This is a genomic window from Cryomorphaceae bacterium, assembly GCA_017798125.1.
Classification (GTDB): Bacteria; Bacteroidota; Bacteroidia; order Flavobacteriales; family ECT2AJA-044; genus ECT2AJA-044.
Window position 1 is genome coordinate 2,779,716 of sequence record CP059070.1, and the last position, 16,116, is coordinate 2,795,831.

The 16,116-nt window shown below is 48.2% G+C and carries 18 protein-coding genes and 1 other RNA gene; 7 read left to right on the forward strand and 12 right to left on the reverse strand.

Annotation, left to right across the window (positions count from 1 at the left end):
* Nucleotides 1–2: 2 nt before the first annotated feature.
* Nucleotides 3–569 carry a DUF4199 domain-containing protein gene (locus tag HZ996_12430; protein QTN39916.1) on the reverse strand — a complete coding sequence of 189 codons (567 nt, stop codon included), beginning with the start codon at nt 567–569 and terminating at the stop codon, nt 3–5.
* A 64-nt stretch (nt 570–633) separates the two neighbouring features.
* Here HZ996_12430 and ffs point away from each other — a divergent pair.
* The 5 genes from ffs to HZ996_12455 all read left to right on the forward strand — a co-directional run bounded on the left by ffs (nt 634) and on the right by HZ996_12455 (nt 3,190).
* Nucleotides 634–732, forward strand: an RNA gene (gene ffs / locus HZ996_12435) — signal recognition particle sRNA small type.
* A gap of 22 nt (nt 733–754) precedes the next feature.
* On the forward strand, nt 755–1,399 hold the full coding sequence (locus HZ996_12440) for a hypothetical protein (GenBank protein QTN39917.1): 645 nt from the start codon (nt 755–757) through the stop codon (nt 1,397–1,399).
* A gap of 36 nt (nt 1,400–1,435) precedes the next feature.
* A complete protein-coding gene (fsa, locus tag HZ996_12445) occupies nt 1,436–2,092 on the forward strand; it encodes a fructose-6-phosphate aldolase (protein ID QTN39918.1) in 657 nt (218 codons plus the stop codon).
* Between the two features lie 5 nt (nt 2,093–2,097).
* Nucleotides 2,098–2,475 (forward strand): hypothetical protein, encoded by a 378-nt coding sequence (locus tag HZ996_12450; protein QTN39919.1) that lies wholly within the window; start codon nt 2,098–2,100, stop codon nt 2,473–2,475.
* A 91-nt stretch (nt 2,476–2,566) separates the two neighbouring features.
* The gene (locus HZ996_12455; GenBank protein QTN39920.1) at nt 2,567–3,190 is read left to right on the forward strand and encodes a threonylcarbamoyl-AMP synthase; all 624 of its coding nucleotides are present in this window, start codon (nt 2,567–2,569) and stop codon (nt 3,188–3,190) included.
* 35 nt (nt 3,191–3,225) lie between these two features.
* On the opposite strand, the gene HZ996_12460 is transcribed toward HZ996_12455, so the two are convergent.
* The 10 genes from HZ996_12460 to HZ996_12505 all read right to left on the reverse strand — a co-directional run bounded on the left by HZ996_12460 (nt 3,226) and on the right by HZ996_12505 (nt 11,384).
* Entirely contained in the window at nt 3,226–4,164 is a 939-nt protein-coding gene (locus tag HZ996_12460; protein ID QTN39921.1) for a hypothetical protein, read from the reverse strand.
* Entirely contained in the window at nt 4,151–4,738 is a 588-nt protein-coding gene (locus tag HZ996_12465; GenBank protein QTN39922.1) for a hypothetical protein, read from the reverse strand. The genes HZ996_12460 and HZ996_12465 overlap by 14 nt, the downstream gene beginning before the upstream one ends.
* Complete coding sequence (locus HZ996_12470; protein QTN39923.1) at nt 4,728–5,291, reverse strand: RNA polymerase sigma factor; 564 nt, start codon at nt 5,289–5,291, stop codon at nt 4,728–4,730. Before HZ996_12470 ends, HZ996_12465 begins: the two co-directional genes overlap by 11 nt.
* Nucleotides 5,292–5,353: 62 nt before the next feature.
* Complete coding sequence (locus HZ996_12475) at nt 5,354–6,841, reverse strand: NAD(P)H-hydrate dehydratase (GenBank protein ID QTN39924.1); 1,488 nt, start codon at nt 6,839–6,841, stop codon at nt 5,354–5,356.
* The gene (locus HZ996_12480; GenBank protein QTN39925.1) at nt 6,810–7,400 is read right to left on the reverse strand and encodes a dephospho-CoA kinase; all 591 of its coding nucleotides are present in this window, start codon (nt 7,398–7,400) and stop codon (nt 6,810–6,812) included. Before HZ996_12480 ends, HZ996_12475 begins: the two co-directional genes overlap by 32 nt.
* Entirely contained in the window at nt 7,397–8,383 is a 987-nt protein-coding gene (locus tag HZ996_12485; protein QTN39926.1) for a YbbR-like domain-containing protein, read from the reverse strand. The genes HZ996_12480 and HZ996_12485 overlap by 4 nt, the downstream gene beginning before the upstream one ends.
* Before the next feature lie 66 nt (nt 8,384–8,449).
* Entirely contained in the window at nt 8,450–8,803 is a 354-nt protein-coding gene (gene yajC / locus HZ996_12490) for a preprotein translocase subunit YajC (GenBank protein ID QTN39927.1), read from the reverse strand.
* A 1-nt stretch (nt 8,804) separates the two neighbouring features.
* A complete protein-coding gene (locus HZ996_12495; GenBank protein QTN40056.1) occupies nt 8,805–9,290 on the reverse strand; it encodes a DUF1573 domain-containing protein in 486 nt (161 codons plus the stop codon).
* Between the two features lie 54 nt (nt 9,291–9,344).
* On the reverse strand, nt 9,345–10,289 hold the full coding sequence (gene nusB, locus HZ996_12500) for a transcription antitermination factor NusB (protein QTN39928.1): 945 nt from the start codon (nt 10,287–10,289) through the stop codon (nt 9,345–9,347).
* Nucleotides 10,290–10,295: 6 nt separating this feature from the next.
* Entirely contained in the window at nt 10,296–11,384 is a 1,089-nt protein-coding gene (locus HZ996_12505) for a Glu/Leu/Phe/Val dehydrogenase (GenBank protein QTN39929.1), read from the reverse strand.
* A gap of 119 nt (nt 11,385–11,503) precedes the next feature.
* Between HZ996_12505 and HZ996_12510 the strand changes: the two genes are divergently transcribed.
* Together HZ996_12510 and HZ996_12515 are read left to right on the forward strand one after the other, a co-directional pair.
* Nucleotides 11,504–13,285, forward strand: a complete 1,782-nt coding sequence (locus HZ996_12510; GenBank protein QTN39930.1) for an ABC transporter ATP-binding protein — start codon at nt 11,504–11,506, stop codon at nt 13,283–13,285.
* A gap of 65 nt (nt 13,286–13,350) precedes the next feature.
* The gene (locus tag HZ996_12515) at nt 13,351–13,740 is read left to right on the forward strand and encodes a PUR family DNA/RNA-binding protein (GenBank protein ID QTN39931.1); all 390 of its coding nucleotides are present in this window, start codon (nt 13,351–13,353) and stop codon (nt 13,738–13,740) included.
* A 216-nt stretch (nt 13,741–13,956) separates the two neighbouring features.
* On the opposite strand, the gene HZ996_12520 is transcribed toward HZ996_12515, so the two are convergent.
* Complete coding sequence (locus HZ996_12520) at nt 13,957–16,038, reverse strand: T9SS type A sorting domain-containing protein (GenBank protein ID QTN39932.1); 2,082 nt, start codon at nt 16,036–16,038, stop codon at nt 13,957–13,959.
* Between the last annotated feature and the right edge of the window lie 78 nt (nt 16,039–16,116).

Consider the following 16,116-nt stretch of genomic DNA (forward strand, 5'->3'; position numbering starts at 1 on the left):
TTTTAGTCTTCGCTACCTTCAGTAGTACCAGCATCCATGAATTCAGGTGCCTTTTTCTTGGTAAAGGCCGCGATAATTAATGCCAATACCCCGTAAAATATAAGGGCCATACCGAAACCTTTAATCTGGTTGCCAAAGCTGAATTGACCACCCTTTGACTCCATGGTTTCGATTTGTTGAGTAATCGTCTCTTCAGGAGCGCCCATACGCTCCATCATGCCAACAGTACTTTCCAAAATAGCTTGGTTCAATTCCTCGGCAAACCCAGGGTCGATGACGTTGAACATGAGAATATTAAATACCGTACTGATCAATCCCGCCAAAAAGAGGATGAGGAAACTGACGGTAAAGGCATCTTTAAACGACATGAATCCGTCTTGCGTTCCTTTGTACTTGTTCGTTCCTACAACGGTAATCACAATTCCGACTGCGGCAATGGCCAATCCAATATACCAGGTCGTAAACAGGCTGGTTGAACCGGTAATGTAACCGATTAACGTATACAGAATTCCAATACCAGCACTAATGAGTGCATAATTAATGGCGATCTTTTTCATGTCTTGATTCATGGTCGGGAGGTTTGTTTAGTAGGGCAAATATAACCAACTATTTCCGTACCTTTGCGCCCTTAAGGGGCAAGTCTCGTACGGCCAGCTCCCTCTGAATCCCCCAGGACCGGAAGGTAGCAAGGGTAAGAGGTTGTAGCGGCGCGATGCGAGTAGCTTGCTCCTTTTTTTATTAGCTTCGAAAAGCCATGTCCAACGTACCCGAAATAACCCTATTCGGCACCTTGATTCAAGAGCCTACTACAGTCCTTACGGATTGGCTCATCACGCTTTTCACCTGGAGCTTTGCCCTTCGATTGAACCGCAAGGGAGGAAAGCTCAACAGGATGTACGCCCTCTTTTTCATTTTCATGGGCCTCTCCACTTTTGCCGGAGGCATTGCTCACGCGTTTAATTACGAATTTGGTCGTTCTTTTCATCGGTTCCCATGGGCACTCAATGCTATTGCTATCTGGCTCTTTATGCTGGCCTCAAATATGTACTTCCGCGATCGGGGTATTAATCGAGTGTGGGAATGGACTCCTCACCTCTTTTTGGCCGCTTTTTTAACGTCCATTTTTACGACGTTAAATTTTGCTGTAGTTGGGATTTTCACCGCCGTCGGCATATTGGGATATGTACTTCCCCTGCATCTAAAACACAACCGTCCCTCGGCGGGCAAACGCGAGTTTTTCCTCGGACTGGGCTTTTTGATCGCATCCGCCCTGGTCGCCGCACTCAAGTTGGCTCCATCCCCATGGTTCAACCACAACGATATTGGCCATCTTCTGATGATTGCCGCTTTACATCAATTCTATTTACGAGCAAAAATTCAAGCAGCAGATGCGCCTTGAGTTTCTATCTTTGCATCAATACTTAAAACCCCATTCATGAAGTTCTTCATCGACACCGCAAATCTCGACCAAATCCGTGAAGCTCAGGACCTCGGAATTCTGGACGGCGTAACCACTAATCCATCTTTGATGGCCAAGGAGGGTATTACTGGTCAGGACAACATCATCCAACACTATGTTGATATTTGCGACATCGTTGATGGAGACGTCAGTGCCGAAGTTGTGGCCACGGACTTTGATGGAATCGTACGTGAAGGAGAAGCCCTAGCAGCACTGCATGATCAAATTGTTGTTAAAGTGCCCATGATTCGTGAAGGTGTTAAAGCCATTAAGCACTTTTCAGACAACGGAATTAAAACCAACTGCACTCTAATTTTCAGCGCCTCACAAGCCTTGTTGGCCGCAAAAGCAGGTGCATCCTATGTAAGTCCATTCTTGGGACGCTTGGACGACATCAGCAATGATGGACTTCAATTGATCGAAGAAATCCGCATCATTTTTGACAACTACGGCTACGAAACGGAAATATTGGCCGCAAGTATTCGTCATCCGCTACACATCAAAGATTGCGCGATGATTGGAGCGGACGTGATTACTTCTCCTTTGAGCGCAATTGCCGCCTTGTTCAAGCACCCACTGACAGACATTGGGCTCGAAAAATTCTTGGCAGACCACGCCAAAGGGAATTCGTAAAAAGCATGTTACGCTCTTTCTTCATTGGCCTCCTCCTTCTTCTGGTTTTGTCGGGGTGTGGGAATGAAGAGCAGTCCGCGGCATCCACCGAAGAACAAATCGAAATCCTAGCCTTTGACTCGGAGCTCTGGAGCACTTGGGAAAAGGGTCAATACCCCTACCGTCCGTCTATGCTTGACGCTGTGATGGAAATGGACAGTCTACGATATCTGAAGGAGACAGAAATCACTGAGGTCTTGGGGCAACCTGATCGTCAAACGGAAGGACATCTATACTACCGTATTTCCGATACTAAGTTGGTCACTTGGACCTTACATGCCCAAACTCTTGTGATCGTTCTTGAAGGGGATACCGGTAGGCACAAGATGCTCATTCACGAGTAAGGCAGTTTTCGTTTCTCCTCAAAATGAACTAGCTTAAGGAGTCCGTTCGCATTCCGCGAAGGAAGCGGACATCCCTAACCCACATCTTGCCATGTCAGAACTCCTCAAGATCTACCCGGAGAATCCACACGACAGCGCCATTAACAAAGTAGTCGATGCACTTCGCAGAGGCGGCATTGTCATTGTTCCGACGGATTCGGTATACGCTTTCGCGTGTGACTTAAGTCAAACCAAGGCCATGGAAAAACTTGCTCAACTGAAGGGCACGCGTCTAGAAGAGGCGAATTTTTCCATCGTTTTCAATGACTTGACCATGCTTTCCGATTATACTCGGCCCATCCCTACTTCGGTCTTCAAGCTATTGAAACGCACCCTGCCAGGACCGTATACGTACATCATGAACGCCACAAATAAGATCCCCAAGCTCTTCCATCACAAAAAGAAGACCGTCGGGATTCGTATTCCGGATAACGGAGTACCATTGGCCATTGTACAAGCTCTTGGCAATCCAATCGCAGTAAGTTCCATTCACGATCCCGACAATGTGGTGGAATACACAACTGATCCAGAATTGATTCACGAGCGCTATGCGCGTATGGTTGAGATTACCATTAATGGAGGTATTGGGGACAATGAGCCCTCAACCATCATTGACTGCACCGGAAATGAACCGACCCTCATCCGGGAAGGAAAAGGGTCGGTTGCTGAGTTGTAAGCTTAGTTGGTCCTTATTCGACCTCTTTCCCGCTTTTATCGCCAGGAAATATTGAAGTCGCTGTGCTGAACGGACGTCCTGATGATCGGCGCCGCCTCATCATTGACCGTAATTCGGTATTCCTCGCTATTGAATCCTGTTTCTTTCTCTTGGATCTTCATTCCTGAAGCCCCATCCACGTCGGAGAAGCTCGCTTTAATTTCCATCCGCATGCGGGCTTGTTCATTTATGCTGAGCTCAAAATCAGAGAAGTCAACATCAAGGTCCATGGCATCCCATTCAACGCCCGCTACATCGAGGTTGAAATCACTGTGCTGCACCCGAAGGTCTCCAATCATCTTTTCGACGCGCTCAATCTCCACATCACTGAATTTCACATCCAACTCTAAGGCTTTGATGTTCTCGGCAATGAAATCACTGTGTTGAATTTCTGCATTGAGACCGTTGATGTTCTTGGCAAAACCGTCGCCAAAAGCCAACTCGATTTCATTCTGCTCATGACTCCATCCCGATACACGGAAGTCCCCATGCTGCACATCGAGTCGTGTTGGACCGTAGCGATCCTCTACGAATACATCTCCAAAGGAATTGCGGATTTCGACTTGAGTAGATTGCGGTACACGCACTTCATAGTCGATCGAGAATTTCTCGATTTTATTTCCGCAGTTGCAGTCGTTCTTCGTCTCGGCAACAACTCGATCGCCATTGACTGAGAATTTCACATCCATCTTTTCGAAGGCTTCGTTCACTGCGCGATCTGATTTTCCTTCAACGGTAATCTTCACTTCGATTTCGATTGAATTTCCCGGGTAATCGGTCAACTGAACATCACCAAAGCTATTTCGAATAAAGAGCTCTCCACTGGAACCCACGTCAAAGGATTTCTCGATGGTCCGCTCCAGGTACTGTGCCCATAGAAAGGTAGGCATCAGAGCTAGAGCGAGAAGTAGTGTTGTGTGTTTAAGCGTTTTCATTTCCGTAGTTTTTCTGTTCGTTCAAGGTTTGGAGTTGGTTGGTCAGTGCTTCCAGCACATCAATGCGATCACGATAATTTTCGATCATAGCATTGATTACGCGTTCGTCACTGTAGTTTCGAGCCAAGGCCTTGGCCAGCTCTTCATAGGCTTCTTCTAATTCGTCCAATTCGGTGAAATAACTCTGCAGGATATAGTCTTCTGCACCTGGCATTTGTTGCACTTCTTCCTTCTTGGCCAAAATGGTCCGTCGGTAGTAATCTTCCACTTGAGCCATTTCGCTCGACACCTCCTCGAGGTACATGTTCTGGTCTCCGACAATCTTTTCTTCCACGGGAACCAAACTGTAGTTCTGGTAAACGAATACAGCTCCGAAAATCACTACCGCGGCGGCGGCTGTATAGGCGATCTTCATTAGGCCCTGACGGGCCGATGAGCGCGTAGATTCGTTCTCCTCAGCGGCTTGCTTACCCTGTAACTTTTGTTCGAAGCGGTTGCGGTGCCCGAGAGGTGGGCGGTCCCGATCAAAGGACTCTTGTTGCTCCCGAATGAAATCTTCTAACTTATCCGACATGATGACGTTCTGTTAAAATATGCTTCAGTTTGTTTTTTGCTCGTGCAAACTGCGACCGACTCGTTCCTGGATCAATACACAAGATTTGCGCTATTTCTTCGTGGTCGTAACCTTCAAGTAGGTACAGACTCAATATCATTTTATATCCACCTGGTAGCGCATCAATAGCTCGATGGACCTGTTCCACCTGATACGTTCCTCGGTCATCTTCAGCTTCGGCTACGGGTTGAAGGATCGTCTCTTCTGTGCTGATCCATTCAATTTCTCTTTTCTTGATACGATCCAAACACTGATGAACCACAATCTTTTTGAGCCAGGCTCCGAACGTCACTCCTCCTGAGAATTGATCGAGTCGATCAAAGGCCTTCATAAAGGCCTCTTGCATGGCATCTTCCGCGTCTGTCTCGTCATTCAGGAGTCGCTTGCAGGTGTTGTACATGGCCCGTGCATATCGGTCGTACAGCTCCATCATCGCGCGCTGATCCCCATTGCGACACTGCTCAATCAAGTAATCCTTTGGATCCAAGGGAGGTCTTTTCGGTTCGGTTTTCATAATAAAAAGACGAGCGGCCTTTCCAAGCGTTGCATCGCTCGTGATAATTTTTCAAAAAAAAGTTAGAGTTCGGCAAAGGCCTGTCCAAAATATTCCGGCAGATCCGTAGCCAAAAGGCTCTCTTCACTCTGGTCGGCAAGTGCCAGTTCAGCTGCTCTACCATGCAGATATACACCCATGATCGCCGCTTCAGCAACACCGTATCCCTGTGCACGCAAACCCGTGAGCAAACCCGTGAGCACATCTCCACTCCCACCAGTTGCGAGCCCTGAATGACCGGTACTGTTGAAATACATCTCTCCATTGGGCAGAGCCGTCGCTGTGTAGGCTCCTTTCAAGACTAAAACGCATTGATGGCGGGCAGCGAACTCCAATGCCGCGTCATATTGATCTGGCCCGGGGCTCACCCCGCTCAAGCGAGCGAACTCGCCTGGATGCGGGGTTAGAATAGGCATCTGTTGACAAAAAGAAAGCCAGGTCAGGTTTTCCGCGAGAATATTCAGAGCATCCGCATCAAAAACCAATGGAACGCTGGCTTGACGAATCAGGTTTTGAAGCATGTGGGAGGTGTCCTCATCCTGTCCAATGCCAGGACCAACGCCAATAGCCGTATATCGATCCAATTGTGGTAGATCGCTGAGATGTTCGGGCAAGGGGTCAAAGACACCCATAGCTTCTGGAACACTAGATGGCCATATCAGCTCCGCGGAGCCAGGAAGGTATCCAGTAAGTAGTCCTACTCCGCTTCGAAGGGCTCCGCGAGCACTCATGATGGCGGCACCGAGTGTACCACGAGCCCCAGCGGCCAATAAGGCATGGCCAAATCGGTTCTTGTGCGCAAAACTGGGACGCTCTCGATATCGCTGCGCCACCCAATAGTGATCCACAAAGTAGTTCGGAGTCAGTACTTCATCTTCGTATTGAGCATCCAAGTCGATGTCAATCAATTCAAAGGGGCCGCATAGGGGGCCGCTGTCGGGCAAGAGTAGCGCTCGCTTGGGCCACTGAAAGGTCAAAGTAGCATCGGCCCGTAGGGCCAAACTCAGGTCATTTTCGCGGTTGTCGTCTGCAAAAATTCCGGTCGGCACATCAACGGCAATTGTAAAGCGACGATCCCGATTAAGTGCTTGACATACTTCGGCGAGGAAGCCGTCCAAAGGCTGACTAAGGCCAGATCCGAGAATGGCATCGATGCGTATGCGATCCGGCTCGTCCCCTTCAGGCCGATCATCAGACGACCAAGTCTCAAACGCGTTCAGCTTGGATAAGTTGGTTTCGAAATCAGGACTTCCCGTTGTGCGATGCTGAATCACGACCACGCGAACGTCGTAGTCCGCCGACCTGAGTTGGCGGGCAATGGCCAAGCCATCTCCTCCATTGTTGCCCATCCCGCAGTAGATGGTAAATGGGGTATTGGGGTCAAAGATCTCGGTGAGTCGATCGGTGATCCCTGCGGCAGCGCGCTCCATGAGATCAATGGACGAAATAGGCTCTCGTTCTATAGTGAGCCGATCGGCCTCACGAATTTGCTCGACGGATAAAATCTTCATGCAAGGCCAAAATTTGCGGCAGTACCAAGTGGTGACCGTCGTTATTGATTTCGTGTTGACTGTGCGCCCTCCGCTCTTCCTCGCTCCACTGACGCGCCATGCGCTGACGTATCTCCGGCGCAGTCAGGCCATCGCGCTTCATGACGCGTTCCAAGCGAACTTCCACCGGAGCACTGACCAGGATGACTTCATCCAGTGTCAAATGCGATCCAGACTCAAACATGATGGCGGCCTCCTTCAATACATACGGCGTGTTTTGCTTCTCCAACCAGGCGTAAAAATCTCTGCCTACGGCAGGATGCACGAGCTTATTCAAAGCTTCTAATAGCGCTTGGTTGTTGAAGACGCGTTCGGCAATCCACGGGCGGTTCAATCGACCATCCGTGTAGGCTTCTTCTCCGAGCAATTGGATGACCTGTTCTTTGAGAAGGGCGTCTTCGAGATAGAGAGCCTTAGCTCTCGAATCGGCATCGTAGATAGGGATTCCCAAGTTCTGAAAGACCCGCGCAATGGTGCTCTTGCCCGATCCAATACCGCCTGTGAGCCCTACCTTGATCATTTGCGGAGGATTAAGAATTCAACGCGCTCGGGTTCGGTTCGTACTATTTCCGCAACATCTGGAATCGTAGTCCAAGTAGGTCGAACGCGGTCTCCAGTCGTCTTGGTGATTTGCTGATATTCGACCACCGCCGTAAAATCGGCCGCGGACAGTTCTTGATATCGCGATAGTGGTACTCGGCAAATGGCCTTGACGCGCGGAGGAAAAAGGCGCAGACCCAAGGAATCCGGAAGGCCCAACATCTGGACGGGTATTTCGTAGGCGACTTCGGTAAACTCTTCAACGGGCAATAGAACTTCGACTTCAGAAGGGCTGAAGCGCAAGGTGCTGTCGAGAGCGGCCAGTTTGAGCGTCGCGCGAAGCGTGTCTTCTACATTTTGAACGTTCCAGGATTCGGTCAGAGCGCGACTCAAAGTGTCCATTACCTCGCTTCGGCCCGAAACTTTGACTGATGGCGGATCAATAATGACTTCAGAGGTCGCTCCAAAGCCCGTTTTGAAGGCGATGGCCAGGTCAACCTCTACGGGAAGCGGCTTATCGGCCCGCAGGGCAAAAGGAAAAAATAAGGTATCCGGATAAACGGAGAGGACATTGACCGAACCCGAGAGTTCGTCGGACAATCCGGTTCGGAACTCGCTCAACTGGATGTAGGCGCGCTGCTTTTCGCTGCGCCGTTGGCGCAATTCAACCCGGTCAAAATCCAGAACCAAGTTGTTTCGATTCCGGTATCGATATCCCAAGAGGTCAAATCCGTAGCCTTCTACTTCAAGAGTAATGGTGGGCGCTTGGTCCAAAAGCCAGATTCGATCATCAGGAAGGTGCTCATATTGAATCGGAAGATCTATAACCGCCGTGTAGGTCCGTGAGAGTTTACTCAGAATCCAGAACAGCGACGAAAGGGCCAAGCAGAAGATGAAAATGGACCGCTTGCGATCGTCTTGAATCAAGCGAGTTAATGGATTTCGAAGTGCGGAGGCGGCCATAGGATAAAAATAAAAAAACGAGCCCAGCAGAGGGGCTCGTTCTTTAGAAACCTTATGTAGAATCGCTTATGCGTCCTTCTTCTCTTCGACTTTCTTGGTGTCCTTCTTGTTGGACTTCTTGTCGTCGGTCTTTAGGTATTGGGCGCTCAACTCTTTACTGATGGCCGCTTTTTCCATTTTGATCTTGATCCCGTTCTGGACTTCCAGAGTAACGGTGGTATCCGTCATCTCTGAGATTTTTCCGTGAAGTCCACCGTTGGTCACGACCCGCTGACCTTTGCGAATTTCTCCGCGGAAGTTCTTCTCATCTTTCTGACGCTTCATCTGTGGTCGAATCATAAAGAAATAGAAGACCACAATGATGAGAAGGAAGGGTAAAAACCCGCCAAATCCTCCTCCTGCTGCTTGCAATAGAATCATCTTACTCCGCAGCTTGAGGCACCATTACCTCAGAAGTAATCTGAAGTACTTTGGTGTTAGGAGTTGTGTTGGCCACGATGGTCACAGACTTTTGCTGTTTTCCTTGGCGACCCTTGCTGTCAAAGCTCACGGCAATTTCTCCCGTTTCACCTGGAGCAATAGGCTCGTTTGGCCAATCTGGTACAGTACAACCACAGCTTCCGCGAGCACTCGTAATGATCAATGGAGAATCCCCAGTGTTGGTAAAGGTAAAGACTGTTTCAGCCTTAGTTCCTTGCTCAATTTGACCGAAATCGTGAAACTCACGATCGAATGAGAAGACTGGTGTGCCTTCTGTATCCACGATGTCCACGTTGGTTTGTTGCGCTTGCTCGTTCATTACGGGCTGAACCTCTGGGGTGCTTGCCGCCGGAGTTTCTGTAACTACTGGAGTAGCGTTTCCGTTTTCTACACGGTTCGATGCTTTCTCTCCGCAAGAGATCATCATCAAACCCGCTCCTGCCACTAGGGCCAAAGTCTTGATATTCATTGTCTACTGGATTTATTCAATTAAACCGCGGCCCAATTTCCGTAATTCGCCGCTATCTTTCAATTCTGCCACCAATTTATCTAGGATTCCATTGATGAAGACTTTACTCTTATTCGTGCTGAAGTCCTTCGATAACTCGATGTACTCATTCATACTCACTTTGACGGGAATGGTTTCGAAATAAAGGAATTCCGCCAATGCGAGTTTCATCAACAGGATGTCCATCTGCGCAATGCGCTCCATTTCCCAATTCTTGGCCTTTTCGGCTATCATCTCCTCGAATCGCTCGCTCTGCGTGACGGCCTTTCGAAGCAATTCTGTGGCAAAGTCCTTGTCGTCCACATCTCGATACAAGGGCTCTATAGCCTTCGTAGCTCCCGCTTGAGGTTTGAGCGCTTGAAGGGTGCGTACAACCGCACTGTTGACCAATGCTAAATCCTCCACCCAGTAGATGCTCTTCTCCTCCAAGATTTCGTGCAGCGTTTCATTTCCGGCTACACACGCCGTATACACGTCTACCAGAAAATCACGATGTCCTTTATAGGTCTCTTCTTCCCGCTCCATGTACGCACTGTACAGCTCGGTCTCGCGGATGGTCTTAAAGAGTCCTCGAACGAACTCTCGCTGATCACTCCAGTTGACCGCGTGCGACTGACTGTATTGACGAAGGCTATCGCTCCCAATCAGATCCAACAATGCCGGATTCTCTACAAATTTGAGGTTAGGGTGAAGATCCTCATGGGTGGGCAGTTTCTTCCGTTTGCCGTCTTCAATGCGCTCCTCGGCCAAACGGTGAAAGGATATGAGCAGCTCAAGCATCAAGGCGTAGAGATCGTAAATGCGATCCATGGAGCGCATTAACTCATTCTCGGCACGAGACAACTCCTCCCCTTCTTTGTTGTAAAAGGCGTAAAGTGCTTGAAGAACACGAATTCGGATGAAGCGTCTGTTGACCATGTGGTTTTATCGGTTTTCGTCGATGCGTTTTTGCGCAAGTTGCAATGCGGCGTGAGCTGTAGGAATCCCCTTTGTTTCTGAAAGGCGAAGAATATCCAAGGTCGTATCGTAAATCTTCTCCGTCTTGCGCAATGCCTCTGCTCTATCGAATTTTTCGATTTCGGAGTAGACATTAATCAAACCACCGGCGTTGATTAAAAAGTCCGGCGCGTAGATAATACCGCGATTCATCAAGGCTTTTCCGTGGCGGTCTTCTTCGGCCAATTGGTTATTCGCAGCACCAGCTATCACCGAGCAATTCAGGCGCTCCAAAGTATTGTCGTTAACGGTAGCACCAAGAGCACATGGAGCGTAAATGTCGATATCTAGGTCGTACACACCATCGCCCATTTGTACTTCAGCTCCATATTTCGTTGCAACATCGGCCAACTTGTCCTCATTGATGTCTGAGATAATGACGTGAGCCCCTTCCTCTGTCAAGTGTTTGACGAGGTTTTGCCCGACAGCACCGATTCCCTGAACCAGAACTTTGCGACCCTTTAGGTCTTGAGTGCCCCACTTATAGGTAGCTGCAGCTTTAAGCCCCATGAAAACGCCATAGGCCGTCACGGGAGAAGGGTTTCCACTTCCGCCCATGGATTCCGGAATTCCGGTCACGTGATCTGTAACAGATTTGACCACTTCCATGTCGTGCGTGGTCATCCCGACATCCTCTGCCGTAATGTATTTTCCACCTAAGCTGTCGACAAATCGTCCGAAAGCGCGCATTAAATCATCGGTTTTGTCCTTTGATGCATCACCGATGATCACCGCCTTACCACCACCTAGATTTAGTCCACTTATGGACGCTTTAAAGGTCATCCCTCTGGACAATCGCAATACGTCTCGAAGTGCAGCGGATTCGTCGGTATAGTTCCACATACGCGTACCACCCAAAGCTGGGCCCAATACCGTATTATGAATACCAATAATGGTCTTCAGACCAGTCGCTTCATCGCGACCGAAAACCACTTGCTCATGCCCCATGCGGTCGATACGACCGAACACCAGCTCGCCGTCGCGATCTGTAGGCACTTCTTGCGCTAAATTCTTCATAACTTTGATCTTTTTGTGTAGGAGAACGTTCCCCTTAGCATATCGCTCAAAAGGGTCCGTTTATTTCGCTTGTGTAGAGCGCTGCAAAACTAACCCTATTTTCACTCGATACCAAACGCATGAAGGCGCTCGCCCACCTCAATAAATACTTCTGGAAGTACAAGTGGCGCTTCCTTTTGGGAGTTATTTTCGTCATCATTTCGAACGTTTTCTCCTTGGTCCCAGCTCGGATGGTTCGCCAAGGATTTGATACGGTTAGCGAAGCCATCAAAGCTTTTCAAGAAAATGCTCTTGGCGCGGACGTAGGGGATCTCCAACGCACGCTATTGACCTATGGGCTGATTGTCATCGGCACTGCGCTGGCTCAAGGCATTTTTATGTTCTTCATGAGGCAGACCATCATTGTCATGTCTCGCTTTATTGAGTTTGATCTGAAAAATGAAATTTTCAAGCAGTACCAGGCACTGACCATCTCCTTTTACAAGAGAAACAGCACGGGTGATCTCATGAACCGAATAAGTGAGGACGTTTCACAAGTCCGAATGTACTTAGGGCCCGCCATCATGTATTCGATCAACGTCTTCTCACAACTCGTATTGGTCATCGGCTCAATGCTTCTAGTCAATGTGGAGTTGACGATCTACGCCTTACTACCGATGCCTATACTAAGTGTGGCCATTTACTACGTGAGCAAGGAAATCAACACGCGATCGGAAAGGGTACAACGGCAATTATCTGCACTTTCCACCTTTGTGCAAGAGAATTTTTCGGGAATTCGAGTGCTCAAATCGTACGCTCGCGAAGATCGATCTGCCATCGATTTTGATCGTGAGGCGTTGACCTACAGAGACCGCTCGCTGGATTTGGTCAAAGTCAATGCCTTGTTTTTCCCTCTAATGATTCTGTTAATCGGTCTATCCACACTTCTGACCATTTACATTGGAGGGAGACTAGCCATTGAAGGGGTCATCACTACAGGTAATATTGCCGAATTCGTGATCTACGTAAACATGCTGACTTGGCCTGTCGCTTCCCTAGGCTGGGTAACCAGTATTGTACAGCGTGCCGAAGCCTCGCAGAAGAGAATCAACGAATTCCTGCACATCGATCCAGAAATTCAAAATCCCACTAATGAGCAAACGCCTATCCACGGCGGAATCGAATTCAAGGGTGTTGGGTTTACCTATCCCGATAGCGGCATTCAGGCACTTAAAAACATTGACCTAAAGATCGAACCAGGAAAGAGCCTTGCGATTGTGGGTAAAACAGGTTCTGGAAAAAGCACCATAGCGCATCTTATCGGACGACTATATGATCCAACACAAGGAGAAGTCTTACTTGATGATCGACCTCTTGAAGGGATTAACCTCAAGAATCTGAGAAATTCGATCGGGTACGTCCCTCAAGAGGGATACCTTTTCTCTGACACCATTGCACACAACATAGCCTTTGGATTGAACCAATTCGACCAAGAACGGGTAGAGCAAGCGGCTAGAGATGCAGATGTTTTGGAGAACATCCAAGAGTTTCCTTCTGGCTTCGAAACAAAGGTTGGAGAACGAGGTGTGACACTATCTGGGGGTCAGAAACAACGCGTTTCCATTGCACGTGCGATTATCGTGAACCCTACAATCCTAATCTTTGACGACTGCCTGTCTGCCGTGGACACTCAAACGGAAGAGACCATCCTTCGGAACCTCAAACGGATCATGAAGGACAGAACGACTGTGATCATTTCCCATAGGGTGAGTTCCGTTAAGCATGCAGACGAGATTATCGTCCTTGAACATGGAGGAATCATCGAACGCGGAAAACACCAAGAATTACTCGATGCTAAAGGATATTATGCTGATCTCTACGAACAGCAATTGCTGGAAGAACAGGAGTCCTCAGCCGCCTAAACAAAGGAATGTCGGCGTTAAGAGGTTTTTGCTATGTTTGTAAGAGACCTCACAAAACGACATTGATGGAAGGACACGAAAGAAGGGATCAGGAGGATATCTTTTCCAAAATCTTACGAGCAGGCAGAAGGACCTATTTCTTCGATGTAAGATCCACTCGCGCTAACGACTATTACCTTACCATTACGGAAAGTAAGAAGTTCACCAACGAAGATGGATCCTTTCACTACAAAAAGCACAAGATTTACCTATACAAAGAAGACTTCGAGGGATTTAGAGCGCTTTTAGAGGAAACAACGGACTTCATCCTTGATAAGAAGGGTAATACCATCATTACTGAGAAACAAGACGCTGATAGAGCTCCAATTGAAGTTAGTGTCTCAGAGGCTGAAACGGTTTCTTCTGAAGTTGATTCGGCGGATAAATTTACCGACGTTCGATTTGAAGACATCTAAAGCCTTATAAATCCGATCTGGAACCAAGCAAACGACATTGTAAAAAGTGGAAAGCCCCGCATTACTGCGGGGCTTTCGCGTTAATCAAAACCTATTTAACCATGAGAACTTGTCTACTCTCGGTTATATAACTTTCAAGTTTATCAAAAGGTTCAGAGCGAATAAAAAAATAACCCCGCCAGAAAGCGAGGCTATTAAGTCTATATTATTTAGCTCTTAGTGAACAAACTTAGACTGAAGGGTTCCAGCTGGGCTGACCCATTGGATGTGATAAATTCCACGGGCCCAATCGGCTACCTCAACTTCCATTTTAGTCACATTCGCTTCAGCAGTCGATTCGTAGACCAACTGACCAGAGGCATTGTAAATCATAAGCGTTTCATCTCCATTAACAGCAGGGAGTTCGATAAACAAGCGCTCATTAGCCGGGTTCGGATAGACGTTCAAGTTTGTAGCACGAACTTGGTTCTCGTCAACACTTACCACCGCGTCAAAACGGATGTTATCGATGTACAAATCATTGCTCAAGTCACCTGAAGTAAACTCAAACATAAACATGACGTGATCATTTCCACTAACTGTTCCTACGTTTATGTCACCAGTTACCCAATCGCCAGCGTCCGGGATAAAGCGTTGACCACCTACACCACCGGCTGTAACCAAATCACCTTCGTTGATCGTTCCTCGCGGTGACCAGGAGACGCCGCAGTTGGTGCTCACCCAAACACGAAGTTCTTCTGTAATATCATCAGGGAAGGCCGCATTGGTGGCATAAGCATAGTCAAACAAGAGAGATCCGCTTTGCAAGAGGCTAAGATCATAAGGAGGAGAAACCAGACGGTCAACTCGTCCACCTAAACGACTGTAATACCAAAAATCATCTGATGGGATCTGAGCATTTGGATCAACATTCTTCCAGTTGTTCAAGCGAACACTGGAACCACCTTGACTTGCTGCAATACCTTCAATGGTGAACTTCTGCTCGTTGTCCAAGAAGTTCTCACGTCGCCAGTAGTATCCCGTCTCGTTTTCGAAACTCTCTACGTGGTCCGGCTGGAATACAGCCCAATTTGGTGAAATATGAACAGCTTGTTTCGTCACAGTAGTTTGACCTGCAGCATTTGAAACAGTCAACGTCACTTCTTTCCAGCCCGGAGAGTTGAAAACCACAGTCGGGTCTGCATCAGAAGAAGTTGCAGGCGTTCCTCCTGGGAATGACCAGTTGTACGTGTAGTTGTTCGCACGATAGCTGTCGTCAAAAAACGCCACGTTATCTCCAACACAAGCGTAGGTGCGTCCAGCGTGGAAATCCGCCATAGGAGAGCACTCAGGAGCTGGGCTGCCGTCTGTTCCGGTGAATGCCAAGTTTGAAGGAACAGCCAACAATGGACGACCGGTCAACAACTGATCGCGCATGTAGCTCGCTTGCTCCGTGGTAAACATCTGTGGAAGACCGCAAGCCGCGTAGTCCATGAAGTTCTGAACATTCTCGACAGTACCTGGATTACACTCGTCTTTCGCTAAATCACATGAGAATGATCCCGCTGTTGGTGGGGTGTCGGAAATACCGTCATCTCCACACTCGGTGTCTACTTGCCCGTTACCCCAAGTGTGCAGTAAGCCTAAATAGTGTCCTACCTCATGGTTCAATGTCCAACCATCGTCAAATGTTCCACCGTAAACCGCATCTGCACGACACATAATCCCGTCGAAGGCATAGAACGTTCCCGGGAAGGTCGCGTAAGCTAGAACCAATCCAGGTCCAGAAGAACCAGAGCCGGCTACTTGAGCAATCCAAATATTCAGGTAGCGGTCAGCAGGCCATTGGTTAATTTTTGAAGCAAAGTCTCCGAACTGAGATTCGTTGGTAGGAATACGGTTGATACCATCCGTACAATTTCCACCTGGATCTTTAGTCGCTAGACGGAACTCGATGTTTGCATTCCCGATGATCCCCTGAAATGCAGGAACGATTTGAGTCGTATCCGAGTTGAGCTTTTGAAAGTACTCGCTCATACGTGCAACTTCATTCAAGATTCGGGTCTTTGAAATGTTCTCAGATCCGTATTCGTGCATGACGTGAAATACAACCGGAATAACCAAAGTTGAATCTCCAGAAGCCGAACTTCTAAAACTGTTTTGAATCAATGCATCTCGGCGCCACTCCATATCTGGGAAGCGCTCCATCATATCCTCGTAATACTGATTCGTTCCACACGGTTCAACTCCGTGCTGGTGCGATTGTCCCTGCACCATAAAGCCACCCAAAAGGGCGAAAGCGAATAGTAGTTTTTTCATAGTATCAGTAAGATTATTTGTAGCCAGATGGCCAAATATACAATTAACATTAAAATAATAAAGGCCCACTTTCTCTAA

Bases quoted from the DNA above. Each gene is read 5' to 3' on its own strand.
- HZ996_12515 (QTN39931.1), top strand. From the start codon at position 13,351: ATGGAAGGACACGAAAGAAGGGATCAGGAGGATATCTTTTCCAAAATC.
- HZ996_12430 (QTN39916.1), bottom strand. From the start codon at position 569: ATGAATCAAGACATGAAAAAGATCGCCATTAATTATGCACTCATTAGT.
- HZ996_12465 (QTN39922.1), bottom strand. From the start codon at position 4,738: ATGTCGGATAAGTTAGAAGATTTCATTCGGGAGCAACAAGAGTCCTTT.
- HZ996_12475 (QTN39924.1), bottom strand. From the start codon at position 6,841: ATGAAGATTTTATCCGTCGAGCAAATTCGTGAGGCCGATCGGCTCACT.
- HZ996_12480 (QTN39925.1), bottom strand. From the start codon at position 7,400: ATGATCAAGGTAGGGCTCACAGGCGGTATTGGATCGGGCAAGAGCACC.
- HZ996_12485 (QTN39926.1), bottom strand. From the start codon at position 8,383: ATGGCCGCCTCCGCACTTCGAAATCCATTAACTCGCTTGATTCAAGAC.
- HZ996_12495 (QTN40056.1), bottom strand. From the start codon at position 9,290: ATGATGATCTCTTGCGGAGAGAAAGCATCGAACCGTGTAGAAAACGGA.
- HZ996_12460 (QTN39921.1), bottom strand. From the start codon at position 4,164: ATGAAAACGCTTAAACACACAACACTACTTCTCGCTCTAGCTCTGATG.
- yajC (QTN39927.1), bottom strand. From the start codon at position 8,803: ATGATTCTATTGCAAGCAGCAGGAGGAGGATTTGGCGGGTTTTTACCC.
- HZ996_12450 (QTN39919.1), top strand. From the start codon at position 2,098: ATGTTACGCTCTTTCTTCATTGGCCTCCTCCTTCTTCTGGTTTTGTCG.
- HZ996_12510 (QTN39930.1), top strand. From the start codon at position 11,504: ATGAAGGCGCTCGCCCACCTCAATAAATACTTCTGGAAGTACAAGTGG.
- HZ996_12440 (QTN39917.1), top strand. From the start codon at position 755: ATGTCCAACGTACCCGAAATAACCCTATTCGGCACCTTGATTCAAGAG.
- HZ996_12520 (QTN39932.1), bottom strand. From the start codon at position 16,038: ATGAAAAAACTACTATTCGCTTTCGCCCTTTTGGGTGGCTTTATGGTG.
- HZ996_12470 (QTN39923.1), bottom strand. From the start codon at position 5,291: ATGAAAACCGAACCGAAAAGACCTCCCTTGGATCCAAAGGATTACTTG.
- fsa (QTN39918.1), top strand. From the start codon at position 1,436: ATGAAGTTCTTCATCGACACCGCAAATCTCGACCAAATCCGTGAAGCT.
- nusB (QTN39928.1), bottom strand. From the start codon at position 10,289: ATGGTCAACAGACGCTTCATCCGAATTCGTGTTCTTCAAGCACTTTAC.
- HZ996_12505 (QTN39929.1), bottom strand. From the start codon at position 11,384: ATGAAGAATTTAGCGCAAGAAGTGCCTACAGATCGCGACGGCGAGCTG.
- HZ996_12455 (QTN39920.1), top strand. From the start codon at position 2,567: ATGTCAGAACTCCTCAAGATCTACCCGGAGAATCCACACGACAGCGCC.